Below are 23,747 nucleotides of genomic sequence, written 5' to 3'. Positions count from 1 at the left end.
GAGTTTCGGGCTCAGCGACATTCCTCGGGCCCACGAGCGCGAGAACTGTCGCTCACCGCGAAAAGTCGCGCCGCAGCCGCCGCTGCCGCGGCCGCCGCAGCCCGCGCACCCGCACCCACACCCGCCCACGCACCTCAGAACCGCGTCGGCCCCACCTCGTGGTACTTCTCCCACGCCCCCACCGGCCCCCGCCCGTGCAGCGCGTACTCCCCCACCAGCCGCTCCTTGTAGACGGCCGGGTTGTGCGACGCCACCACCCGGGCGTTCCGCCAGTGCCGGTCCAGCCCACGCGTCCGGTCGGCCGCGGACGCCCCGCCGACCTCGAACAACTCGGACGCCGACCGCAGCACCCGCGGCCCGATCTCGACCTGCGCCTGGTACACGGCGTTCTCGGCCGCGTCGAGCACCACGCGGTCGACGCCGACCCCGGGCTCGTTCGTCGCGACGACCCCGTCGAGCAGCCCCGCGGCGGCGACGACGAGTGACCGGGCGGTGAACGCCCCGGCCGACAGCCGCCCGAGCACCGAGAGCACCTGCGGGTCCTCCCCCGGCACGGCCGCGTTGGCGTGGATGTAGGTGCGGGTCCGTGGTCGCACGAAGGCCACGGCATCGTCCGACACGGCCTGCCCGATCCCGGCGAGGACCGCCAGCAGGTACAGCTGGTAGAAGGCCTGGATGTGCGACAGCGGAGCGTCCCGGTACGCCGACACCACCGACGGGTCGACCGACACCCCGTCGAACACGGTCGTGCCGGACGCGGTCAACCGCTGGCCGAACCCGTCCCAGTCGTCGATGCTCGTCACGCCCGGCGCGGAGGCGTCGACGGCGAACGTCACGCGCTCCCCGTCACGGTCCGCCGCCAAGTAGATCCAGTCCGCGTAGAGCGTGCCCGTCGAGTAGAACTTCCGCCCGTCGAGGCGGAGGGAACCACCAGCCGGCGTCACCGTGGTCGAGATGTCGGCCAGGGTCGTCCCGGTCCGCTCCGAGGTCGCGTTCCCGATGATCGCTCCGTCGACGATGCGCTGGAGCCACTCATCGCGGGAGGACGACGATGGCCGAAGCAGCACGAGTTCGGTGTACCCGAAGTGTCCCCGCCACAGGTGCGCGATGTTCGAGTCCGCCGCCGCCAGGTCCGCCACCAGGTGCGCGAGTTCGACCAGCGTCACGCCGAAGCCCCCGCGGTCCTCCGGCACGCGCAGCCGCCCGAACCCCGCGTCGGCGAGCGCCCGGACCTCGGCATGCGGCAGCGGCCGGTCGCCGGGCCTCCCGGACGCGAGCTCACGCTCGACCGCGCCGTCGCGGATGGTCGCGAACACGGGCGCGAAGCGTTCGCGCAGGGTCGCCAGACGGTCGGCCGGGAGGCCCGTCACGCGTCCGTCGATCGTCGTCGCGTCCGTCATGCGGGCACCTCCACCGCGTCGCGCGCCTCGGTCGCGCCGGCACCGCCCGAGAACGCCCCGCGCCACTGCCGGGCGGGGTGCGAGTCCGGGAGCTGTGCGTGGCCGAAGAGCTTCTCGCGCAGGGTGCCCTCGCGGTACTCGGACTGCATCAGGCCGCGTTCCTGCAGGGTCGGCGCGATGTGGTCGACGAACTCCTCGTAGGAGCCGGGCAGCGTCCAGTTGATGACGTTGACGCCGTCGACGCCCACCCGCTGCCAGTCGGCGAGCTCGTCGGCGATCTGCTCCGGCGTGCCGACGACCCGGGCGCGGAGCTTCGCGGACAACCGGGCGAGGTCGGCGATGGTCGGTTCGCGGTCCCCAGCGGCCTCGCGGAGCCACTGCAGGTGCGACTGTCCGGCGTGGGTGCGGACCTCGGACAGCGGGGTGTCCGGGTCGAGGGGCTCGCCGGTGTCCGGGTCGAAGCCGAGGTTCGAGTGCACCAGGAACCCGTCGGCGGCCAGGTACTCGTCGATCTCCGCTTCCTTGGCCTTGGCCTCGGCTTCGGTGGAGCCGGTGACGAAGGTCAGGCCGAGGAAGAACGCGATGTCGTCCCGCTGTCGACCGGCGGCCTCGGCCAGGTCGCGGGTCTCGCGGATGAGCTGTTCGGTGGCGTCCCGGTTCGAGGTCAGGATGAACTGGGCCTCGGCGTTCCGGGCGGCGAAGGCACGGCCCGCCGGCGACGACCCGGCCTGGAACAGCACCGGGGTCCGCTGCGGCGACGGTGCCGACAGGTGCGGGCCCTGCACGTCGTAGCGCATGCCGTGGTGGTCGATGCGGTGCACCCTGTCGGGGTCGGCGTAGCCACGGACCGGGTCCTTCAGCACGGCGCCGTCCTCCCACGAGCCCTCCCAGAGCTTCGCGCAGACCTCGAGGTACTCCTCGGCCCAGACGTAGCGCTCGTCGTGCTCCTCGAGCCGGTCGGCGCCGAAGTTCCGGGCGGCGCTGTCGAGGGCGCTCGTGACGACGTTCCAGCCGATGCGGCCCCGGGTGATGTGGTCGAGCGTGGAGACCTTGCGGGCGAAGTCGAACGGGTGCGCCTGGATGACGCTCGAGGTGAACGCGAGCCCGAGGTGCTCGGTCGACACGGCGAGCGCGGAGAGCAGCACGGAGGGGTCGTTGGAGGGGATCTGCAGCCCCTCGCGCAGGTTGGTCGAGTAGTCGCCGCGCCCGGGGCCGTAGGTCCCGACGACGTCGGCGAAGAACATCGCGTCGAACTTGCCGCGCTCGAGGGTCCTCGCCAGGTCGGTCCACAGGGTCACGTCGTCGAAGTCCGCCTGCCGGGCGTCGGGGTGCCGCCACAGGCCGTGCTGGATGTGCGAGGTCGTGTTCATGACGAAGGCCGCGAAGCGCAGCGGGCGGTTCGGTGCATCGCTCATGTGTCCCATCGTGGTCGGCGGGCACCGTCCGACGACAGCGACGTGACCTCCCGTTACGCGCGGTGTTCCCCGCGGCCCTGGACGCGACCATGCTCCTGAGGCATGCCGAGCCAGACCACCCTCACCGCGCCTCCAGGCCGTCCCGCTGCACCGTCGACCAGCGCGACCCGTCGTCGGGTCGCCCTCGCGTCGTTCGTCGGCACGACCGTCGAGTACTACGACTTCTACCTCTACGCGACGGCCTCGGCGCTGGTGTTCGCGCCGACGTTCTTCCCGTCCGTGACACCGGCCGTCGGGGTCATCGCGTCGTTCGCGACCTACGGCGTCGGGTTCGTGGCGCGGCCGCTCGGCGGCGTGATCGCCGGCCACCTGGGTGACCGGATCGGGCGGAAGAAGCTGCTCGTCGCGTCGCTCGTGCTGATGGGCATCGCGTCCACGCTGATCGGGGTCATCCCGTCCGCCGCGACCATCGGTGTCGGTGCCGTCGTGGCGCTCGTGTTCCTGCGGCTGCTGCAGGGCGTCGCGGCCGGTGCGGAGTGGGGCGGCTCGGCGCTGCTGTCCGTCGAGCACGCGCCGGAGCGGCACCGGGGGCTGTTCGGGGCGTTCACGCAGATGGGGTCGGCCGGTGGGATGCTCCTGGCGACCGGGGTCTTCACGCTCGTGCGGTCCCTGCTCGGCACCGAGGCGTTCCTGGCCTGGGGATGGCGGCTTCCGTTCCTGTTCTCGGCGGTGATCGTGGCGGTCGGGCTCGTCATCCGGCTCGGTGTGCAGGACGCCCCGGTGTTCCAGGAGCTGCGCGCCTCGGGCGGGGTCGAGCGGTTCCCGGTGTGGCAGGCGATCCGGCAGCACCCGCGGTCGATCCTGGTGACGGCGGGCCTGCGCCTCGTGCAGCCGGCGCTGTACTCGATCCTGACGACGTACTCGCTGACCTACCTCGGCAACGTCCGGGGGCCATCGGGCTCGGACGCGGGGCTGCAGGCCGTGCTCGTGATCTCGGCCGTGTCGCTCGTGTCCACGCCGTTCTGGGGGTGGCTGTCCGACCGGGTCGGGCGGCGGGTGCTCACGATCTGGTCGGCGGTGGGCATCGCGGTGCTCATCTGGCCGTTCTTCGCGTTCCTCGACGCCGGGCCGCTCGTGCTGTTGCCGCTCGTGGCGCTGATCGGGATGTGCGTGTTCCACGACAGCATCTACGGGCCGCAGGCGGCGTGGTTCGCGGAGCAGTTCCCGACCGGGCGGCGGTACTCGGGGATGTCGCTCGGGTACCAGATCGGGTCGATCTTCTCGGTGGGGCTGACGCCGCTGCTGGCCGCGGTGTTCGTGCAGCTCGGGGGTGGGTCGCCGTGGATCCTGTGCGGGTACCTCGGGGTGTACGCGGTGCTGACGATCGTGGCGGCGGTGTTCGCGGTGGATCCGCGGGCGGTGGCGCGGCGGGAGGCGCGGGCGGGCGCGGGTGCGGGCGGCGCCGGCACGGCGGGCACGGGCGGCGCGGGCGCGGCGGGCTGACGTTTCGCGCTGGGCGGCAGTTCTCGCCTTCCGGAGGCCGTGAGGTGTCGCTCAGCGCGAATCCTCGGTGCCGCCACGCGCGCGGGCCCGCCGCGTGGCGCCGCGCGGCGCCGCGGGCCCGCCGCGCGCTACGTCCGCAGGACCACGTCGGCCAGGGCAGCCGGGTCCTCGGCGGCGATGAAGGCCTGCTCCTGCGCGGCCCAGCGGTCCCACTCCCGTGCGAAGACCTCGCCGTCGCGGCCGATCGCCCGGTCCCAGCGCACGGCGTCGTCGGCGTCGAGCCACACCCGCAACGACGCCAGCGGTGCCGACGCCCGCGACAGCGCACCGCACCCCTCGACCACGATCGGCTGGTCGGGGTCCACCGACGCCCAGTCCGTGGGCGCATCGGCCGCCCAGTCCCAGCGTCGGTACCCGCTCGGCGCTCCGAGGACGTCCGTCACCACGGCATCGGCAGCCGCACGCAGGCCGTCCCACCCCGGGTACAGGTCGTCCAGGTGCACGAGCTGCGCGCCGAGCTGCTCCGCGACCTGTGCTCCGAGGGTGGTCTTGCCCGTGCCGGACCGGCCGTCGATGAGCACGACGGCGCGCCGGCCCGTGGCAGCGGCGACACCGGCAGCAGCAGCGGCCAGGCCGGGGGCGAGGTCACCGGCGGCGGTGCCCGTCGCGCCCGTCGCGCCGTCGCCGGCCGACGTCTGCGTCGGCCGGTCGCCGCCCGTCGCGCCGGCTGCGCGTTCCGCGTCAGGCACGCCACGTCCCCACGCTCACCGCGACCGCGATCGACACCATGCCGACGCCGACCAGCACCGCCACCATCGCCCACTCCGGCCCGGCGAACCGTGCGACCCGCGCCCAGGTCCGCCGTCCGGGAGCACCGAACCCCCGTGACTCCATCGCCACCGCCAACGTCGTCGCACGCCGCAGCGCGAGCACGAGCAGCGCGAACGCCATCGTCGCCCCGCGGCGGAGCCGTCCGGAGTCGGCCAGCCCTCGGGCACGCCGCGCCATCGCGAGCTGTCGCCAGTCGTCGACGAGCAAGGTCATCATCCGGACAGCGGCGAGCGCGCCGAGCACGAAGCGCGCGGGCAGCCGGAGCACCTGCGCGAGCCCGTCGGCCAGGTCGGTCGGGTCGACCCGCACGAAGAGCGCGATGGCTGGCACCCCCACCGCGAGGACCCGGAGCGCGGTCGCCAACGCGAGCGTGAGCGACCCGTCGGTGACGTGTGCGAACCCGAGGTCGAACCACTCCCGACCCGAGGGCCTGCCGTACAGCGCGATGCTCACAGCCGTCAGCGGCACCGCGAGGAGCACCGGTGCGAGTCGGAGCAGCAGGGTCCGGACCGGCAGGCGCAGGAGCGGCAGGAGTGCGAGTTCGAGCGCCAGGGCGACGGCGGCGGAGACGACGTCGAGGCTGAGCACCAGGCAGATGCCGAGGGCGAGCACACCGATCAGCGACGCGACCGGCTGGACGCCGGGGATGCCGGTCGCGCGGGCCGGCAGCGGTCGTCGCAGGGGGTTCGTCCGGTCGGTTCCGTCCACCGCGTCCGCCGCGTCCGCCGCGTCCGCCGTGTCCGTCCGGTCGGCCGCGTGGTCGGCCGTGTCGGTCCGGTCTGGAGGCCCGGGGCGGCTCCGGGCTGTCGGTCCCGTCTCCGGGGCGGTCGCGACCGACGGCCCCTGGTCGCGACCGACGGTCAGGGCACCGTCCGGCCCGAGCACGACCTCGTCGGCGTCGAGTGCCCGGACGAGGTCGCGGTCGTGGGTGACCGCCACCACCGCGGTGCCGGCATCGGCGAGGGCCCCGAGCCGACCGACGACGGACTGCCACGTGGCACGGTCCTGCCCGGAGGTCGGCTCGTCGAGCACGACGACCGGCGGCCGGGCCGCGATGACCGAGGCGATCGCGAGCCGTCGTTGTTCGCCCCCGGACAGCGTGAAGGGGTTGGCGTCGGCCAGGTGTGCGAGCCCGAACTCGTCGAGCAGCGCGGTGGCTCGTTCGGCGGCGTCCGGCGCATCGAGTGCTCGGGGTCCGGCCTCGATCTCCTCGCGGACGGAGCGGGCGACGAACTGGTGCTCGGGGTCCTGGAACACCGTGCCGATCCGGGCGGCGAGTTCCCGGCTCGTCCAGGCGTGGGGCGCTGTGCCGATGCCGTCGGCGAGGGCGTCCGTGGCGCGGAGCTCACCGGCGGCCGGTGGGAGCAAGCCCGCGAGGGTCAGCCCGAGCGTCGACTTGCCGACGCCGTTCGGTCCGGTGACGGCGAGGACCTGCCCGGCCCGGAGCTCCAGGTCGATGCCGTTCCCGACCGGTTGCTTCCCCCGTGCCGTGCCGAGCCCCCGGGCGTCGAGCAGTACCGCAGCCGCCGCCGCGTCGTCACGCTCCCCCGCGCCGACCCCCTCGCCAGGTTCCCCCTCGCCGAGCGGGCGGAATGCCGCGGTCACCCCACCGGACGCCCCGGGCATTTCGCCCGCTCGTCCCGCCGACGTCATCTCACGCGCCTGCTCGCCGGGTTCCCCCTCGCCGAGCGGGCGGAATGCCGCGGTCGCTCCGCCGGACGCCCCGGGCATTTCGCCCGCTCGTCCGCGCGCACGCCGCAGCCGCCGGGCCGAACCGCGCGCCGGCTCGACACCGGGCACCCAGACCCCGGCCGCCGTGAGCGCCTCTCCGTGGTCCGCCAGCACCCGGGCCGGCGAACCGTCAGCGACCACGCCGCCGCCCGGTTCGAGCAGCACGAGCCGATCGACCAGGTCCAGCCAGGTGCCGATCCGGTGCTCCACCACGAGCAGCGTTGCCCCGGTCTCGTCGAGCAGTGCCCGGACGGCGTCGTGCACCTGCGCCACGCCGTCCGGGTCGAGGTTCGCGCAGGGTTCGTCGAGCACGAGCGCACCCGGCCGCATCGCGAGCACGCCCGCGAGCGCCAACCGCTGCCGCTGCCCACCGGACAGCTGCGCGGTGGAGCGGTCGAGCGGCAGGTCGAGCCCGACGACGTCGAGCGCCGTCCGCACCCGGTCCCAGGTCTCGTCACGAGGGACGCCGGCGTTCTCGCAGCCGAAGGCCACGTCGTCGCCGACCCGGGACATCACCGTGTGCGCCTCGGGGTCCTGCATGACGAGACCGACACGCCCGCGGAGCGCGCGGGGGTCGGCCTCGTCGACCAGGAGTGTCCCCTGCACCGAAGCAGCGGTGTCGTCGGTGGCGTCGGGCTCGTCGGGCAGCACGCCGGCGACCGCTCGCAGGAGCGTCGACTTGCCGGCACCGGACGGCCCGACGACGGCGACCCGCTCCCCCGGCTGGACGGTCAGGTCGACGTCACGGACGGCCCAGGCGTCGCGCTCCGGGTACCGCCAGCCCCAGCCACGGAACGCGATGCGCGCCCCGCGGACGCCGGCACCTGCGCCGGCGTCGCCGCCGGTGGAAGGGGACGTCGCCGACGGAGCGGGCACGGTCACACCAGGGCGCGGGGTTCGCGACGGCTGTGCTCGCGGCCGGCCGCGAAGGACGACAGCACCTCGGTACGGGCGAGTGCCCGGACGATGAGCCACGAGCCCGCCCCCGCGATCACGGCACCGGAGATGACCGCACAGATCACGTAGACGACCTTGAAGGCGACGTCGAGCCCCGGGTACCAGAGGACGGTGTCGTTGATGCCGAGCGCGAGTCCGGCTGCGGCACCGGCGAGCACGACGACCGGCAGGCGGTAGACGCGGTACAGGAACAGCGCGAGGACGATCTCCGCGCCGAGACCCTGGACGAGTCCGGCCTCGAGCGTGAGCCATCCCCACTGGGTGCCGAACAACGCCTCGACCGAGGCGGCGACCATCTCGCCGTAGAGCGCGGCGCCGGGCTTGCGGACGACGATCGCGACGATCGGGCCGGCGAGCAGCCAGACCCCGCCGAACAGGGCCTTCGTGCCGGGGAGCACGAGGTCCATGACGGCGCTGATGGGTTCGTAGCCGAACTCCCAGAGCCGGAAGACGACTCCGAGGGCCACCGCGAGGACACTCGCGACGACGATGTCGACGACCCGCCACCGCAGCGATCGCCGCGGAGCGGTGGTGACGGTTGTGGACGTGCCTGAAGGCATGCTGCTGACTCCTCCCTGCGCCGGCATGATCCGGATCAGGTTCGACGGTCGGAGCGCCGATCGCTCCCTCTCAGCCCGGCGGTCCCGGACTCCCGTGTGTGTGCCAGCAGTCTAGACGCGGTCGCGACCGCGTGACGGACGGGAGGCCCGTGGCGGCGTCGCCACGGGCCTCCCGTCCGTCAGGTGGTCACTTCTTGAGCGCGCGCACCAGCTTGCGGAGGACACGCCCGGCCACCCACACGAAGGGGATGCCGACGACGATCAGCGAGATCGGGTTCGGCTCGAACACGAGGTCCTTGCCCGGGCGGCGCACGTAGGCGCCGACGGGGGCCGACAGGCCGCCGCCACCGCCGCCACCGTTCTCGTCGTCTCCGCCGCCACCGAAGCCGAACCAGCTGACGGACACGGGGATGAGGGTCTGGTCGCCGACCTCGACGGGTTCTCCGTAGTTCGTGGAGACCCCGAGCGGGCGGACCTGGTCTGCGATCTTCGAGACGATGTTGGCCATGCGCGCGACGCTACTCGTCCGTTCCTCCACAGGCCGCGGGGCGCATCACGCATCCACAGCTGGGGCTTGTCTGCGGACGCGGACGAGCGCCGCCGATATGTTGGCCGCACCCACACCTGGAGGACCGTTTGCACACCTGGCCCGGAAACCCGTACCCGCTCGGGGCGACCTACGACGGGAGCGGCACGAACTTCGCGCTGTTCTCCGAGGTCGCCGAGCGCGTCGAACTCTGTCTGTTCGATTCCGACGGCAACGAAGAATGCGTCCGCCTGCTCGAGGTGGACGCCTACGTCTGGCACGCGTACCTCCCCAACATCGGCCCCGGGCAGGAGTACGGCTTCCGCGTGCACGGCCCGTACGACCCTGACTCCGGCGCGCGCTGCAACCCGTCGAAGCTCCTGCTCGACCCGTACGCCAAGGCGACGAGCGGCGAGATCGACTGGGACCAGTCGCTCTTCTCGTACACGTTCGGCGACCCGGACTCGACCAACGACGAGGACTCCGCGTCGCACATGATGAAGGGCGTCGTGATCAACCCCTTCTTCGACTGGCAGGGGGATCGCCCGCCGCGCACGCCGTACGGCGAGACCGTCATCTACGAAGCGCACGTCAAGGGGCTCACGGAGACCCACCCGGACGTGCCGGAAGAGCAGCGCGGCACCTACGCCGGCGTCGCCCACCCCGCGGTCATCGAGCACCTGCAGCGCCTCGGCATCACCACGCTCGAGCTCATGCCGGTGCACCAGTTCGTGAACGACTCGACCCTGCAGGACAAGGGGCTGTCGAACTACTGGGGCTACAACACCATCGGCTTCTTCGCGCCGCACTCGGCGTACTCGTCGTCGGGCGACCAGGGCCAGCAGGTCCAGGAGTTCAAGACGATGGTGCGCGAACTGCACCGCGCCGGCATCGAGGTCGTCCTCGACGTCGTCTACAACCACACCGCCGAGGGCAACCACCTCGGCCCGACGCTGTCGTTCCGCGGCATCGACAACGCGGCCTACTACCGCCTGGTCGATGACGACAAGAAGTTCTACATGGACTACACGGGCACGGGGAACTCGCTCAACGTCGGGCACCCGCACTCGCTGCAGCTCATCCTCGACTCGCTCCGCTACTGGGTGACCGAGATGCACGTCGACGGGTTCCGCTTCGACCTCGCCTCGGCGCTGGCCCGCGAGTTCTACGAGGTCGACCGGCTGTCGGCCTTCTTCGAACTGGTGCAGCAGGACCCGATCGTGTCGCAGGTCAAGCTGATCGCCGAGCCGTGGGACGTCGGCCCCGGTGGCTACCAGGTCGGCAACTTCCCGCCCCAGTGGTCCGAGTGGAACGGCAAGTACCGCGACACCGTCCGTGACTTCTGGCGCGGCGAATCGTCGACGCTCGGCGAGTTCGCCTCCCGGATCTCCGGCTCGGCCGACCTGTACGAGCACGACGGCCGCACGCCCAAGGCGAGCATCAACTTCATCACCGCGCACGACGGCTTCACGCTGTACGACCTGGTGGCCTACAACGAGAAGCACAACGAGGCCAACGGCGAGGACAACAACGACGGCGAGAGCCACAACCGGTCGTGGAACTCCGGAGCCGAGGGCCCGACCGACGACGAGTCCGTGAACGCCCTGCGGCTGCAGCGTCGCCGGAACTTCCTGGCGACCCTGCTCCTGAGCCAGGGTGTGCCGATGATCGCGCACGGCGACGAGCTCGGCCGGTCGCAGTCCGGCAACAACAACGTCTACGCGCAGGACTCCGAGCTCAGCTGGATCGACTGGGACAGCGCGGACGAAGACCTCATCCAGTTCACCGCCGACGTGGTGAAGCTGCGGCACGACCACCCCACGTTCCGCCGGACCCGGTACTTCAACGGCCGTCCGGTCCGTCGTGGCGAGGGCGAGCCACTGCCCGACGTGGTCTGGCTGACCCCCTCGGGTGACGCCATGGACCCCGAAGACTGGGACTCCGGCTTCGGCAAGAGCGTCGGCATGTACCTGAACGGCGAGGGCATCCGCGGACGCGACGCCCGTGGTGAGCGCGTCACCGACGTCGGCTTCATCACGTACTTCAACGCCCACGACGACGTCGTGACGTTCACGCTCCCGCCCGAGGAGTACTCCCCCGGCTGGACCGTCCGGATCGACACCGCCGACCCCGGTGCCCGCGACGAGGTGCTCGACGCGGGTACCCCGCTCGACGTCCCCGCCCGGTCGATGATCGTGCTGCGTGCCGAGCCCGACCACGAGGTCACGAGCACCCCGGTCGACGCCGAGCAGGACGGCGCCCCCGAACCGGACGCCCCGCAGGACGCCGTCACCCCGGTGAACCCGGCCGGTTCCACCGCACCGAGCGGAACCGCCCGATGACCGCCGGAACGCCCGGCGCCGCGAACCGCGTCCCCGCGTCGACGTACCGGCTGCAGGTCTCGGCCGACTTCGACCTCGACGCTGCCCGCGACCTGGTCGACTACGTGCACGACCTCGGCGCCGACTGGCTGTACCTGTCGCCGGTGCTGCAGGCCGAGTCCGGGTCGAACCACGGCTACGACGTGGTCGACCACACGCGGGTCGACACCGACCGCGGCGGCGACCAGGCGATGCGAGCGTTGGCCGAGGCCGCGCACGCCGTCGGGCTCGGGGTCATCGTCGACGTGGTGCCGAACCACGTCGGCGTCGCGACCCCCGAGTCGAACCCGTGGTGGTGGTCCCTGCTCGAACTCGGGCAGGGCTCCCCCGTGGCGTGGGCCTTCGACGTGGACTGGGAGGCCGGCGACGGCAAGCTCCGGGTCCCCGTGCTCGACGACCGGCTGCTCGAGGCGATCACGCTCGACACCTCCGACGCCGAGCGTCCGGTGCTCCGCGTCGGCGAGACCGCCTACCCCACCGCACCCGGGACGGTGCACGACGGCGACACCGTCGAGATCGTCCACGACCGCCAGCACTACGCGTTCGTGCACTGGAAGCGTGCCGACCACGACCTGAACTACCGCCGGTTCTTCGCGGTGAACACCCTCGCGGCGATCCGGGTCGAGGAGCCCGAGGTCTTCGCGGCCTCGCACGGGGTCATCGGCGGCTGGTTCCGCGACGGGCTCGTCGACGGCCTGCGCATCGACCACCCGGACGGGCTGTACGACCCGGCGGGCTACCTGCAGGACCTGGCGGAGCTGACCGGCGGGGCCTACACCCTCGTCGAGAAGATCCTCGAGCCCGGCGAGCAGCTGCCGAGCTCGTGGCCGGTCGACGGCACCACCGGGTACGACGCCCTCGGGGTGCTCGACCGCGTGTTCGTCGACCCCGCGGGCGAGCAGGCGCTGACCGCGGCGTCGGGCGCCGAACCGACCGACTGGCAGCAGCTCACGCACGACACCCGACGGGGCATCGCGGACGGCATCCTCGGCAGCGAGGTCGAGCGGCTCGCACGCCTGCTCGCTCCGAGCGCCGCGACGGAGACGATCACGCACGAGCGGATCGTCGACGCGGTCGCCGAGATCGTGGCCTCGTTCGACGTGTACCGCACGTACCTGCCCGAGGGCGCCCACCACCTCATCACCGCGCTCGAGCGCGCCGCCGAGGCCCGCCCGGACCTCGACGACGTCATCGACCGGATCGCACCGGCACTCGTCGACCCGACGAACGCCGCGGCGGTCCGACTGCAGCAGACCAGCGGCATGGTGATGGCGAAGGGCGTCGAGGACACGGCGTTCTACCGCACCTCGCGCCTGTCGTCCCTGAGCGAGGTCGGCGGCGACCCGAGCGTCTTCGCGGTCTCGGTGGCGGACTTCCACCAGGCACAGCGCGAACGGCTCGGCAGCTGGCCGCACACCATGACGACGCTCACCACCCACGACACCAAGCGCAGCGAGGACACCCGCGCCCGCATCGCCGTGCTGGCCGAGCTCGGCGACGAGTGGGCCGCCACGCTCGAGCGTCTGCAGTCGCTCGTGCCGTTGCAGGACCGTGTGTTCGCCGACCTGCTCTGGCAGGCGATCGTCGGCGCCCGGCCCGCCAGCCGTGAGCGTCTGCACGCCTACGCCGAGAAGGCCTCCCGCGAAGCCGGTGACAGCACCACCTGGACCGAGCCCGACGAGGCGTTCGAGCAGCAGATGCACGCGATCGTCGACGCCGCGTTCGACGACCCGGACGTGGTCGCCGTGCTCGACGCCCTCGACGAGCAGATCGACGCCGCGGGGTGGTCGAACGGTCTCGCCCAGAAGCTCGTCCAGCTCACCGCCCCGGGCGTCCCCGACGTCTACCAGGGCACCGAGTTCTGGGACCGCTCGCTCGTCGACCCCGACAACCGTCGTCCGGTCGACTACGCCGAACGGCGTCACGTGCTCGCCGAGCTCGACGGCCCGGACGACGACGGCCCCGAGGACCTGCCGGCCATCGGCATCGACGGTGCCGCGAAGCTCCTGGTCACGACCCGCGCACTGCGCATCCGTCGGGACCACCCGGAGCTGTTCACCCGGTACCTGGAGCTCGAGGCCACCGGCAGCGCGGCCGACCACGTCATCGCGTTCGACCGCGGCGGTGCCGTGACGATCGCGACGCGTCTGCCGATCGGCCTCGACCGGGTCGGCGGCTGGGGCGACACGCTCGTGCACGCCGTCCCCGTCGAGCGCGTCGACCTGCTCACCGGCCGACACGTCCCCGCTGATCGCGGGATCGCGCTGGCCGACCTGCTCACCACCTACCCGGTCGCGCTGCTCGTGCCCGCCGACGCGGTCGGTGCAGCCGGCCACGCCGACGCGGTGACCGCCGTGTCCGACGCGAGCGGTGCCTCCCGGCCCGCCGCCGACCGCACGACGGACGCCACCGAGACCGACGCGCAGGCCGAGATCGACATCCTGGAGGGTCACGCATGACCGCACCCGACCGTTACGCCGTCTGGGCGCCCGAGCCGGACCGGGTCCGGCTCGTCGTCGACGACGTCGAGTACCCGCTCACCAAGGGCGACGACGACTGGTGGTCCACCGACGCCGTGATGCCGGTCGTCGGCGCACGCTACGGGTTCCGCATCGGCGACGACGACGCGGTCCGACCGGACCCGCGAAGCCGGTACCAGCCCGAGGGCGTGCACGGCCCGTCCGAGGTCGTCGACCCCGCACGGTTCGCGTGGACCGACGAGTCGTGGACCGGACGCCCGGCCCGCGGCGCCGTGATCTACGAGATGCACATCGGCACCTACACGCCCGAGGGCACGCTCGACGCCGCCGCCCAGAAGCTGGACCACCTGGTCGAGCTCGGGGTCGAGTTCGTCGAGCTGCTCCCCGTCAACGCCGTCAACGGCGAGTGGAACTGGGGCTACGACGGTGTCGGCTGGTTCTCCGTGCACGCCCCGTACGGCGGCCCGGACGCCTACGACCGGTTCGTCGACACGGCGCACGCGCTGGGGCTCGGGGTCATCCAGGACGTCGTCTACAACCACCTCGGACCGAGCGGCAACTACCTGCCGCTGTACGGCCCGTACCTGCTGGCCGGGCTCGGCAACACCTGGGGTGACTCGGTGAACGTCGAGCACCCCGAGGTCCGCCGGTACGTGCTCGACAACGTGCGCATGTGGTTCCGCGACCACCACGTCGACGGGCTCCGGCTCGACGCCGTGCACGCGATCCGCGACACCACCCGCCCGCACGTGCTGGCCTCGATGGCCGACGAGACCGACGCCTACTCGTCCTTCGTCGGTCGTCCGCTGTCGCTCATCGCAGAGTCCGACCTCAACGACCCGGTGATGTTCCGGCCGCGCGAGGCCGCCGGGTACGGCCTCGCCGGGCAGTGGTCGGACGACTTCCACCACGCCGTGCACGTGGCGCTCACCGGCGAGACGAACGGCTACTACGCCGACTTCGCCCCGCTGTCGGCGCTGGCGAAGGTGCTCGAGGACGGCTTCTTCCACGACGGCACCTGGTCGTCGTTCCGCGGCAAGCGGCACGGCCGGCCGATCGACCGCGGGACCTCTCCCGTGACGGCCCTGGTCGTCGCGAACCAGAACCACGACCAGATCGGCAACCGCGCCGCCGGCGACCGGCTCGCGGCGACGCTCGACGACGAGGGGCTCGTGATCGCCGCGGCCCTGACGCTGCTCGGGCCGTTCACGCCGATGCTGTTCATGGGCGAGGAGTTCGCGGCCTCGACGCCGTGGCAGTTCTTCACCTCGCACCCGGAGCCCGAGCTCGGCAAGGCCACCGCAGAAGGGCGCATCGCCGAGTTCGCCGAGCACGGGTGGGACGAGTCAGCGGTGCCGGACCCGCAGGACCCGACGACGTTCACCAACTCCAAGCTCGACTGGGCCGACGTCAGCTCCGAGCGCGGTGCGGCGATCCTGCGGGCCTACCGGGTGCTCATCGCCCTGCGGCGCACCGACCAGGCGTTCGTCGACCACCGCTACGAGGCGAACGCCGTCCGCTTCAGCGAGGACCGCCGCTGGCTGGTGCTCACCCGCGGGCTGCTCGGCCCCGATGTGGCTCCGGTGCACGTCGTGGTGAACTTCGCCGACGACGCAGCCGAGGTGCCGGTGCCCGACGCCGTGGGCGAAGAGCTCTACGGCTTCGGAGCGACCGAGGTCGATGCCGGTGTCGTCCGGTTCCGCGGCCGCGGCGTGGTCGTGCTGCGCTAGCCGACCGCGGGCTGCGCGAGCCACCCGCTGGCAGCACACACGAACGGCGACGAACCCCTGGGTCCGTCGCCGTTCGTGTGTGCAGACGTTCGTGTGTCCCCGGCGTCAGCCCGCGTGGTCGGCGACCGCGTGCGCGTTCTTCCGCACGGACGGCAGCTTGCGGTGGTCCTTCACCAGGGAGCGGGTCTCGCGGATCCGGCGGTCGATGCCCCACTTCGTCACGAGTGCCAGGCTCTCGCGCACGATGTTGCCGCTCATCTTCGAGACGCCGAACTCCCGCTCGGTGAACGTGATCGGGGTCTCCACGACCCGCAGACCCGCCTCGAGGGCACGCCAGCACAGGTCCACCTGGAAGCAGTACCCCTTCGATGCGACCCCGGCGAGGTCGATCCGCTCGAACGCCCGCGAGGTGAACACCCGGAACCCGCCGGTCGCATCGCGCACCGCGATGCCCAGGGCGAGGCGGGTGTACAGGTTGCCGCCACGGGAGAGCAGGAGGCGGTACCAGGGCCAGTTCTCGACCTTGCCGCCCTTGATCCACCGGGAGCCGAGCACCAGGTCGTTCGAGTCGGCGAGCTCGAGCATCCACGGCAGGTACTCGGGGTGGTGGGAGCCGTCGGCGTCCATCTCGACGAGCTTGGCGTAGCCGTGTTCCAGGCCCCACGCGAAGCCGGACAGGTACGCGCCGCCCAGGCCGTCCTTGACGGTGCGGTGCATGACGTGCACCCGGTCGGTCTCACGGGCGATCGCGTCCGCGATGTCGCCGGTGCCGTCGGGTGAGTTGTCGTCGACGACGAGCACGTGCACGGAGTCGTCGGTCGCGGCCAACGTGCGCTCGACGATCGGCCGGACGTTCTCGGCTTCGTCGTAGGTCGGGATGATGACCAGGGTCTCGCTCATGGTGCTCCTCGTGCTCGCAGTCGAATGTATCGCTGGCTTGGTGGGTCAATCCGACGAGAGGTCTGCGAACACGATCAGATTGTCCGTGTAGTGCCCGGTGGCGGTGTCGAACGTGCCGTCGCAGGTGATGAGTCGGAGTTGCGGGGTGGGGGTGGGGCCGTAGACGTCGCTCGTCGGGAACGCCGACTTGGCGGCGCGTTCGGAACGGTCGACGGTGAAGGTGCGGGTGGTGCCGTCGGACATCCGGACGTGGACCTCGTCGCCGGCGACCAGTTCGTCGAGCCGGAAGAACACCGCGGCGCTCGTCGGGCTGTCGACGTGACCGGCGATGACGGCGGGGCCGACCTCGCCGGGGACGATCCCGTCGCTGAACCAGCCCGCGCTGTCCCAGTCGACGGGCGGGTCGAGTTCTCCGGCAGCACCGCGGTGCAGGTCCTCGAGCGAGGACCGCACGCCGATGGCCGGGATCGACACGCTGACCGGGGTGGCCGTCGAGCGGGCCTCGGGTGCGGCCGGGTCCTGGAACCCGTCGGTGCCGGAGCCCGAGGACGAAGAAGAGGACGAGGACGACGACGACGACTGCGACGGAGACGACGAGGACTGCGGCGGGGACGACGCGCCACCGCCGACGGTCGACGCGACCGCCACCCCGGCCACGCCCCCGACCACCACGACGGCGGCGACCACGGCACCGATCACCACGCCTCGGCGCCGGACGGCCAAGACGCGCCCGGCGCTCCGACGGCCGCTCACGAGCCGCCTCCCACGTCGCTGGCGCATCCCCCGAGCACGTCGGAGGTCAGCATGGTCGAACCGATGGCCAACCAGGCGTCGCCGTAGTAAGTCGGTGTGGTCGCCGCGGTACGGTCGGCCCGCTCGAGGTCGGCGGCAGCCGCACGGGAGGAATCGGCAGCCTGCTCGGCCGCGGCCCGCGCGGTGTAGGCCAGCGCGTTCGTGTCCTGCGTCACCGGGGTGCCGCCGAGGTCGAGCTGCGAGGCGAGCCGCGTCGTCCGTCCGAGCGTGGGCGCGAGCGCCGCCGCGAGCTCCCGGTCGGGCGCCGAACACGCCTCGGCGTACCGGAGCGGCGTCCGCATCGCGTCGTACCCGTAGAGCACGCGCCCGTCGCCACCGACGGCCGGCATCGGGTCCACCGATCCGTCGGCGTGCACCTGGGACCAGTCGCTGGGCAGATCGGAGGCGTCCAGCACGGCGGCCGTCACGGCGCGGGAACCCCGGTTCAGCGCGTTCCACCGGTCGTCCCCGGTGGCGTCCGCCAGCACCGAGAAGGCCGCGGGCGAGGCGTACGACGTGTTGTAGCTGTAGGGCTCCTGATCCGCCCACGGTCCGGGCAGCAGGATCGTGCCGAGGTCCGTCCGGGCCGTCTCGTGCTGGAGGATCGCCGCCGCGATGCGCTTGCCCGCGGCGGTGTACCGGTCGTCGTCCCAGGCCTTCCCCGCCAGCACGAGCGCCCGGGCTGCGTCGAGGTCGGCGTCGCTCGCGGACTGCTCGTCGGCGACGCCCTCGTCGGACGTCCACCGCCACGCCAGCAGGTCGTCACCGGTGAGCAGGTGGTCCTTCGTCCACTCCCAGATCGCGTCGAAGCGTGCACGGTCGTCGTTCGCGTAGGCGATGAGCAAGCCGTACGCCTGCCCCTCGCTGACGGTGTCACCGCCCTGGTCGGTGCGGACGACGCGACCGCCCTCGACGTAGCGGTCCAGGAACGCCGACCGCAGCTGCTGCGGTGAACGCGCCCCGTCGGGCGCGGTGGTCGAGGTCGGGGTCGCCGTGTCGCGAGCGGCGGTCGTGGTGCTCGACGACCAGGGGCGGACGGCGACGATCGCGACGACGACGGCGACGAGCACCGCCGCCACTGCGACGACCGGTATCCAGGTCCTGCGGGTCATGCTGGCCTGCCTCTCCGGGGATGGTGGGGGGGGGTCGAAGGGGAGGCGCGGATCACGTGGGCCGTTCAGCGCACGTGATCCGCGCCTCCAGTCCGGGGCGTCAGCGGAACAGCGAACGGAGCATCGCGACGGCCGCGTGGACCGCCTCCGTCACCGGTCGGTCGGCGGCTGCGCCGCCACCGCCGGTCTGCACACCGCCGGACGGGGTGGCGGCGGTCGCCGCGGCGTCCGTCACGGGCACGACCGTCAGGTTGCCCTTGCTGTCGTCGAGGACGAACAGGGTCGAGACCGTGTTGCCGGCGAGGTCGACCTTGGCGGTGCCCCGCTGGCCGCTGCCGGAGACGTCGAGCGACCACTTGCCGGCGTCGACCGTTGCGTACTTGGTGGCGCTGCCGAAGGTGGCGTCCTCGGCGATGGGGGTGCCGTCGGAGGTCTGCACGTCGACGCGCTTCGCGGTGGTCGCGGCCTGGACGAGCCGGAGCTTCGCCTTGCCGTCGCCGGGCTGCTGCAGGTCGTCTGTGAACGCGGTCGTCTTCAGCCCGTCGTTCTTGCCGTAGGCGACGACGGTGCTGGCGTCGCCCTTCTGCACGGTGACGTCGGTGGAGATGACGGGGGTGGCACGCGGGGCATCGGCGGCGCGCATCGACAGGACGTAGGTGCCGACCGGCAGCTTCTTGTACGGGCTGACCTGGCCGTAGGTGACGTCGTCGAGTTCGAAGACGGTCTTGCCCCCGGCGAGGCTGGACAGTTCGACGTCGACGCCCTTCGTGTCCGGCGACAGGTGTCCGACGCGGAGCCAGCCCTGGTCGGCCGTCGCCGCGGAGGCGGTCTGCGGGGCGGCGAGCCCGACCGTCGCGGCGACGAGTGTGGCGGCGAGCGCTCCGACGACGACGGTGCGGCGGCGGTTCGTGGTGCGTGCGGTCATGATGGTGCTCCTTCGGGTCGAGGTGCGGTTGGCGTGCGGGTGTCCGTGCGGGTGTCGTGTCGAGGTGCGGGCCGTGCGGGTCGTGCGGGTCGTGCGGTTCGTGTGGGTCGTGCGGGTCGTGCGGGTCGTGCGGGCCCCCGGACGAGCGGGCGGAATGCCGGGGCCCACGCCGGAGCCCTCCGGGCATTTCGCCCGCTCGGCCAGCGGGCGCTCCGCCCCGACGTGTTCGCGGAGAACGGTTCCGCGGCCGCCCCGGCGAGCGGGCGAAATGCCAGGGTCCACGCCGGAGCCCTCCGGGCATTTCGCCCGCTCGCGGAACGCCAGCTCGCGGATTGCCCGCTCGCGGGACGCCAGCTCGGCCAGCTCCCACTCGGCCGAGCGATCGGGGGTCACGAGGCGCTCGTCGCGGTCGTCGTCGGGTCGGCCGGGGCGTACGTCACCGTGAGCCGTGCTCCCTCACGCTCGACCGAGTCCGGCCGGAACGCCTCGGACATGGCGTCGAAGGTCCGGAGGACCCGGGCGGCCGAGGCGTCGTCGCTCGTGTGCAGGACGACGGTGCGGAACGGCTGGCCGGTCTCCCCGGTGCGCGGGGTGAACCGGTCGACCCGCACGTCCTGGTCGGCGAGCACCTGACCGAGCGCGATCATCGCCCGCGAGTCGACCTGTCCGGCGCGGAACTGCGACTTCGTGCCGTCGTCCGCACGCAGGGCCGGGTTCGAGGCGAGCTCGGTCCCCAGGGCCTTCCGGACGTCGGTGGCCCGGGTGATCGCGGTCTCGGCGGCACTGGCTCCCTCGGCGTGGATCCGGCGGACCTCGACCTGCTGGTCACCGGTGCCGAAGGTCGCGACGGCCGTGGAGTTCTCGATGGCCTGCCGCACGTCGGTGGACGAGTTGCCGCCGGTGCGCATGGAGTCCGTCGTGATGACGTAGTCCGAGTCCTTCCAGCCGTTCGGGGACTGCCGTTCCACCGCTCCGTCGGTGTCGAGCTTGTAGTACCAGACGACGTTGTTCCGGGCGAAGCCGTCGTCCACCAGGTCGACCCACATGGCGTCGTCGACCAGCAGACGCGAGGACTTCGGCACGTTGTCACCCACCCACTGCTCGGCCTGCTGCATCGGCAGGTCGAGGTTGCCGAGCAGGAACCCGCGCAGCTGCGTCCCCCACAGCGGCACCGCGACGACGAGCGCCGCAGCCGTGACGACAGCCCAGGTGATGCCGAGGCCGCGCCGTGCCCTCGGGCCGAACCGGCTCCGGGCGTGGACCCGACCGGCGATCGTCAGGACGGCACGCTCGGCGGTGTACGCGACGAGGAGCGCCGCGAACGGGATGAGCATGATGACGTACGGCACCGGCAGGTACCCGTTCGGCCGGAACATCACCGCGAGCAGGAACACGAGCATCGCGGCGATCGGTCGGACCCGGCGCAGGAACAGCCCCACGACTGCGGCGACCGAGCCGAGCACGATGAACACCGGGTCGAGTGCCCACCACTGCGCGGCGGCCTCGTTCGCCAGGCTGCCCCCGTCGAACACCGATCCGGAAGCGGTCCGCGAACCGAGCTGGTAGGTGACGCCCTCCCACAGGCTGACCCGCCCGGCACCCGGAACGAGTTCGCCCTTCACCGCGGCGAGCAGCAGGTACCCGCCGCCGATCAGCACGAGCACGGCCCCGGCGACGCTGAGCGTGTACCGGCGGGTGCTCTTGTCGGCGCGACGCACGGCCATCCAGATGAGGAACGGCAGCGCGAGCAGGTAGGTCTCCTTGGACAGCACGGCGATGCCGAGGCAGGCAGCGGCACCGGCGAACCCGGCGAGCTGCTGGCGACGGCTCAGCACGAGGACGAACGCGGCGAGCAGCCAGGGCGTCGCGACGTTGTCGATGTACACGGTGCGGTGGTACTGCAGCGCGAGCGGTGACAGCGCGAAGACGAGTCCGGCCGCGGCCGCCGTGATCCGTCCGGCACCGAGCCGCCGGGCCAGGACGAACAGCAGGATGCTCGAGACGGCGGAGAAGAACACCATGGCCTCGCGCCCGGCCTCCACCGCGAAGGGGTACCGCGCGAACGCCCCCGTCAGCCCGGTGTACCCGGCGATCTGGATCCATCCGAGCGGCGGGTGGTCGTACCAGTACGTGTAGTGGGTGAGCTCGCCGAGGTTCGTGATCGCCCACGCCTGGGCGGTGTAGGTCCCCTCGTCGTCGATGCGCTGCGGTGTGCCCGACATGTTCCAGGCCTGGACGAGCACGGTCACCGCGACGACGGGCAGCAACCACGTCAGGCTGGCTGCGTGCCGGCGGAACCACGCCCCGATGCCGGTGCGGTGGGCGGTGGAGGCACCACGGATCGGGATGCCCGTGGTGTCGGTGATGCTGGCGGTCATCGGGTGCCTCCCGTGGTGGTGCCGGCGAACGCATGATCGGACGACGCTGCGCCCGCGGACGACGCTGCGCCCGACCCGTCGAGGTCCGAGGCGAAGCCGACCACCTGTCCGTTGCGGTGCTGGCCGGTGTGCTCGGTCTTCTCCCACCCGTTCTGGCCCTTGGCGTGCCGGACGACTGCCCGGACCGCCGCGGCGGCGAGGAACACCTGGTACGGCACCAGGCCGAGCACGAGCCGCACGTAGTCGCGGAGGCGGACCTTCTCGCCGTACAGGCGGCCGAACTCGTTCAGCCCGACGATCTCGACGGCCAGCAGCATCAGCGTCGGTGCGACCGGGATGAACGACACCAGGGCGATCGCCGTCGGCACCTTGACGAACAGGATCATCAGGACGCTCAGCGGGATGAGCAGCCCGGTGGCCGCCTGGATGAACGGCATCGTGAGCATGTAGCGGGCGAAGAACCGCTGCCGGAAGGACGGCAGCTTCTTCCACTCCCCCTTGCCCAGCACCTGCAGGAAGCCCTGGTTCCACCGCGTGCGCTGCTTGAGCAGCGAGGCGAAGGTCGGCGGGGTCTCCTCGCGGGTGACGGCCTCGGGGCTGTAGGCGACGACGACCTTCGCGCCGTCGGCGGAGAGCCGCACGCCGAGCTCGCAGTCCTCGGCGAGGCAGTGCGCGTCCCAGCCGTTCGACCACTCCAGGCGGGAGCGCGTCACGAAGACGGTGTTGCCCCCGAGCGGGATGAACTTGGACCCGGCGTGGAAGTGCAGGCGCGAGCGGAACCAGAAGTAGTACTCCAGGACGTTCCGGAGCGACCACCAGCTCGACGTGAAGTTCATCAGCTGGACGCCGCCCTGCACCACGTCGGCGTCGGTCTCCTGGAACCGCGAGTCGACGAGGGAGAGCAGCCGCGGGTAGACCTCGTCCTCGGCGTCGAACACCCCGACGATGTCGCCCGTCGCGTGCTGGAGCGCCAGGTTCATCGCCTTCGGCTTGTTCTTCGGCAGGGTGTCGTCCACCACGACCTTGATCAGGGAGGGGTGCCGAGCCGCCGCCGCACGCACGACGGCGTCGGTCTCCGGGTCGTCCTCCCCGACGATCGCGATGATCTCGAAGTCGGGGTGGTCCTGGGTCGCGAGCATGTCGAGCGTCTGCCCCATCACGTCCTGCTCGTGCCGACCGGGCACCAGGAGCGTGAACCGGTGTGCCGCCGGCCGCGGGGTCTGGCTGAAGCTGGTGGACTTGAGCGCGTCCCGGGACCGCCAGGCGTGCAGCATCCACCAGAGGGTGGTCAACGCGATGATCGTGAGCAGCACGGAGAGGGCGATGAGGGTCGAGTAGCCGAGCCACTCGCCCAGCGACCAGGCGGCCTGTGGGAGCTGCCCCGAGCCTCCCGTCGGCACGTCCGTGGTCCCGCGGTTCGGGACGTCCCCGGTCGTGCCGGGGCGTTCGTCGGGCTGGAGCAGCGGCCCTGCGGCCGTCAGCAACACGGCTGAGATGGTCATTCGGGGAACCCCTTCGGACGTGTGTCGGTGGACCGGAAGACGAGGGCCTTGTACGCGGCGAACCGGAACGCGGTGCCGAGGACGAGGCCGATGCCGTTGCCGGCGACGTTGTCGGCGAGGGTGGACGTGAAGCCGAGGACGTAGTGCGAGACGAACAGGCAGGCAGCGGCGATGCCGAGGCCGACGAGGTTCGTGGCAGCGAAGAGCAACCCCTCTCGGACGGTCTCGCGGCGGCCGGTCTGGCGCTGGGAACGGAAGGTGATGAAGCGGTTGCCGAGCCACGCGACCGAGGTCGCCACGATGGCCGACACGATCTTCGCGGCGATGGGACCGTCCGACATGACGGTGGCGCGGAGCAGGTTGTAGACACCCAGGTCGATGACGAAGCAGACGGCACCGATGGTGCCGAACGACGCGAGTTGCCTCGCGGTGGCGAGCAGGCGCGGGACCGTGCCAGGGCGCACGGTCCGCACCGCACCGGTGTCGGGTGACACCAGAACGGGGGTACGAGTTCGGGTCATGCCCCCGATTCGGGGGGCGTGGCTGGGTGGTTTGGGCGGGGTACGCGACTTGCCAGGCCTCTGCCAGATGCGCGACACATGCCGTTCATCTTGATGATCCGTC

The 23,747-nt window shown here is 72.1% G+C and carries 17 protein-coding genes and 1 riboswitch; of the genes, 4 read left to right on the top strand and 13 right to left on the bottom strand.

The window, feature by feature from the left end; all coding sequences use genetic code 11:
- Positions 1-134 precede the first annotated feature (134 nt).
- Both DEJ11_RS04975 and DEJ11_RS04970 read right to left on the bottom strand, forming a co-directional pair.
- A complete protein-coding gene (locus DEJ11_RS04975) occupies positions 135-1,400 on the bottom strand; it encodes an acyl-CoA dehydrogenase family protein (RefSeq protein ID WP_111104563.1) in 1,266 nt (421 codons plus the stop codon).
- Complete coding sequence (locus DEJ11_RS04970) at positions 1,397-2,815, bottom strand: LLM class flavin-dependent oxidoreductase (RefSeq protein WP_111055742.1); 1,419 nt, start codon at positions 2,813-2,815, stop codon at positions 1,397-1,399. The genes DEJ11_RS04975 and DEJ11_RS04970 overlap by 4 nt, the downstream gene beginning before the upstream one ends.
- 102 nt (positions 2,816-2,917) lie before the next feature.
- Between DEJ11_RS04970 and DEJ11_RS04965 the strand changes: the two genes are divergently transcribed.
- A complete protein-coding gene (locus DEJ11_RS04965) occupies positions 2,918-4,318 on the top strand; it encodes an MFS transporter (protein WP_111104566.1) in 1,401 nt (466 codons plus the stop codon).
- A 128-nt stretch (positions 4,319-4,446) separates the two neighbouring features.
- Here DEJ11_RS04965 and DEJ11_RS04960 read toward each other — a convergent pair whose 3' ends face one another.
- From DEJ11_RS04960 to DEJ11_RS04940, 4 genes are all read right to left on the bottom strand, one after another.
- Positions 4,447-5,067 (bottom strand): nucleoside/nucleotide kinase family protein, encoded by a 621-nt coding sequence (locus tag DEJ11_RS04960; protein WP_258367313.1) that lies wholly within the window; start codon positions 5,065-5,067, stop codon positions 4,447-4,449.
- On the bottom strand, positions 5,060-7,756 hold the full coding sequence (locus DEJ11_RS18105) for an ATP-binding cassette domain-containing protein (protein ID WP_220038339.1): 2,697 nt from the start codon (positions 7,754-7,756) through the stop codon (positions 5,060-5,062). Before DEJ11_RS18105 ends, DEJ11_RS04960 begins: the two co-directional genes overlap by 8 nt.
- A 2-nt stretch (positions 7,757-7,758) precedes the next feature.
- Positions 7,759-8,397 (bottom strand): ECF transporter S component, encoded by a 639-nt coding sequence (locus tag DEJ11_RS04945; protein ID WP_111104592.1) that lies wholly within the window; start codon positions 8,395-8,397, stop codon positions 7,759-7,761.
- Positions 8,392-8,503: riboswitch (TPP riboswitch) on the bottom strand. Its footprint overlaps the gene before it by 6 nt.
- Before the next feature lie 81 nt (positions 8,504-8,584).
- Positions 8,585-8,905, bottom strand: a complete 321-nt coding sequence (locus DEJ11_RS04940; protein ID WP_027464636.1) for a hypothetical protein — start codon at positions 8,903-8,905, stop codon at positions 8,585-8,587.
- 128 nt (positions 8,906-9,033) lie between these two features.
- Here DEJ11_RS04940 and glgX point away from each other — a divergent pair, with 128 nt between their 5' ends.
- The 3 genes from glgX to treZ are packed head-to-tail and all read left to right on the top strand — an operon-like array spanning position 9,034 to position 15,514.
- Positions 9,034-11,265: a glycogen debranching protein GlgX gene (glgX, locus tag DEJ11_RS04935; protein WP_111055658.1), complete on the top strand. Its 2,232-nt coding sequence runs from the start codon at positions 9,034-9,036 to the stop codon at positions 11,263-11,265.
- A complete protein-coding gene (gene treY, locus DEJ11_RS04930; RefSeq protein WP_111104572.1) occupies positions 11,262-13,763 on the top strand; it encodes a malto-oligosyltrehalose synthase in 2,502 nt (833 codons plus the stop codon). The genes glgX and treY overlap by 4 nt, the downstream gene beginning before the upstream one ends.
- Positions 13,760-15,514 (top strand): malto-oligosyltrehalose trehalohydrolase, encoded by a 1,755-nt coding sequence (gene treZ, locus DEJ11_RS04925; RefSeq protein WP_111104575.1) that lies wholly within the window; start codon positions 13,760-13,762, stop codon positions 15,512-15,514. The genes treY and treZ overlap by 4 nt, the downstream gene beginning before the upstream one ends.
- A 105-nt stretch (positions 15,515-15,619) precedes the next feature.
- Here treZ and DEJ11_RS04920 read toward each other — a convergent pair whose 3' ends face one another.
- The 7 genes from DEJ11_RS04920 to DEJ11_RS04890 form a co-directional block, all read right to left on the bottom strand.
- Complete coding sequence (locus DEJ11_RS04920; protein ID WP_071405494.1) at positions 15,620-16,414, bottom strand: polyprenol monophosphomannose synthase; 795 nt, start codon at positions 16,412-16,414, stop codon at positions 15,620-15,622.
- 45 nt (positions 16,415-16,459) lie between these two features.
- The gene (locus tag DEJ11_RS04915) at positions 16,460-17,167 is read right to left on the bottom strand and encodes a class F sortase (protein WP_146250093.1); all 708 of its coding nucleotides are present in this window, start codon (positions 17,165-17,167) and stop codon (positions 16,460-16,462) included.
- A complete protein-coding gene (locus DEJ11_RS04910; RefSeq protein ID WP_111104581.1) occupies positions 17,164-18,318 on the bottom strand; it encodes a family 8 glycosyl hydrolase in 1,155 nt (384 codons plus the stop codon). Before DEJ11_RS04910 ends, DEJ11_RS04915 begins: the two co-directional genes overlap by 4 nt.
- Positions 18,319-18,418: 100 nt before the next feature.
- The gene (locus tag DEJ11_RS04905) at positions 18,419-19,243 is read right to left on the bottom strand and encodes a DUF4397 domain-containing protein (protein ID WP_111048000.1); all 825 of its coding nucleotides are present in this window, start codon (positions 19,241-19,243) and stop codon (positions 18,419-18,421) included.
- Positions 19,244-19,632: 389 nt separating this feature from the next.
- The gene (locus DEJ11_RS04900; RefSeq protein WP_111104584.1) at positions 19,633-21,621 is read right to left on the bottom strand and encodes an ArnT family glycosyltransferase; all 1,989 of its coding nucleotides are present in this window, start codon (positions 21,619-21,621) and stop codon (positions 19,633-19,635) included.
- Positions 21,618-23,123 carry a glycosyltransferase gene (locus tag DEJ11_RS04895; RefSeq protein ID WP_111104587.1) on the bottom strand — a complete coding sequence of 502 codons (1,506 nt, stop codon included), beginning with the start codon at positions 23,121-23,123 and terminating at the stop codon, positions 21,618-21,620. The genes DEJ11_RS04900 and DEJ11_RS04895 overlap by 4 nt, the downstream gene beginning before the upstream one ends.
- Complete coding sequence (locus DEJ11_RS04890; protein WP_258375510.1) at positions 23,120-23,617, bottom strand: GtrA family protein; 498 nt, start codon at positions 23,615-23,617, stop codon at positions 23,120-23,122. Before DEJ11_RS04890 ends, DEJ11_RS04895 begins: the two co-directional genes overlap by 4 nt.
- Positions 23,618-23,747 lie beyond the last annotated feature (130 nt).

This window comes from Curtobacterium sp. MCLR17_058 (assembly GCF_003234705.2).
GTDB classification, from domain to species: domain Bacteria; phylum Actinomycetota; class Actinomycetes; order Actinomycetales; family Microbacteriaceae; genus Curtobacterium; species Curtobacterium flaccumfaciens.
The sequence above is the reverse complement of the archived record's forward strand: the minus strand, read 5'-3'. Positions and strand labels throughout refer to the sequence as shown.

Bases quoted from the DNA above. Each gene is read 5' to 3' on its own strand.
- DEJ11_RS04975 (WP_111104563.1), bottom strand. From the start codon at position 1,400: ATGACGGACGCGACGACGATCGACGGACGCGTGACGGGCCTCCCGGCC.
- DEJ11_RS04970 (WP_111055742.1), bottom strand. From the start codon at position 2,815: ATGAGCGATGCACCGAACCGCCCGCTGCGCTTCGCGGCCTTCGTCATG.
- DEJ11_RS04965 (WP_111104566.1), top strand. From the start codon at position 2,918: ATGCCGAGCCAGACCACCCTCACCGCGCCTCCAGGCCGTCCCGCTGCA.
- DEJ11_RS04945 (WP_111104592.1), bottom strand. From the start codon at position 8,397: ATGCCTTCAGGCACGTCCACAACCGTCACCACCGCTCCGCGGCGATCG.
- DEJ11_RS04940 (WP_027464636.1), bottom strand. From the start codon at position 8,905: ATGGCCAACATCGTCTCGAAGATCGCAGACCAGGTCCGCCCGCTCGGG.
- treY (WP_111104572.1), top strand. From the start codon at position 11,262: ATGACCGCCGGAACGCCCGGCGCCGCGAACCGCGTCCCCGCGTCGACG.
- treZ (WP_111104575.1), top strand. From the start codon at position 13,760: ATGACCGCACCCGACCGTTACGCCGTCTGGGCGCCCGAGCCGGACCGG.
- DEJ11_RS04920 (WP_071405494.1), bottom strand. From the start codon at position 16,414: ATGAGCGAGACCCTGGTCATCATCCCGACCTACGACGAAGCCGAGAAC.
- DEJ11_RS04910 (WP_111104581.1), bottom strand. From the start codon at position 18,318: ATGACCCGCAGGACCTGGATACCGGTCGTCGCAGTGGCGGCGGTGCTC.
- DEJ11_RS04905 (WP_111048000.1), bottom strand. From the start codon at position 19,243: ATGACCGCACGCACCACGAACCGCCGCCGCACCGTCGTCGTCGGAGCG.
- DEJ11_RS04900 (WP_111104584.1), bottom strand. From the start codon at position 21,621: ATGACCGCCAGCATCACCGACACCACGGGCATCCCGATCCGTGGTGCC.
- DEJ11_RS04895 (WP_111104587.1), bottom strand. From the start codon at position 23,123: ATGACCATCTCAGCCGTGTTGCTGACGGCCGCAGGGCCGCTGCTCCAG.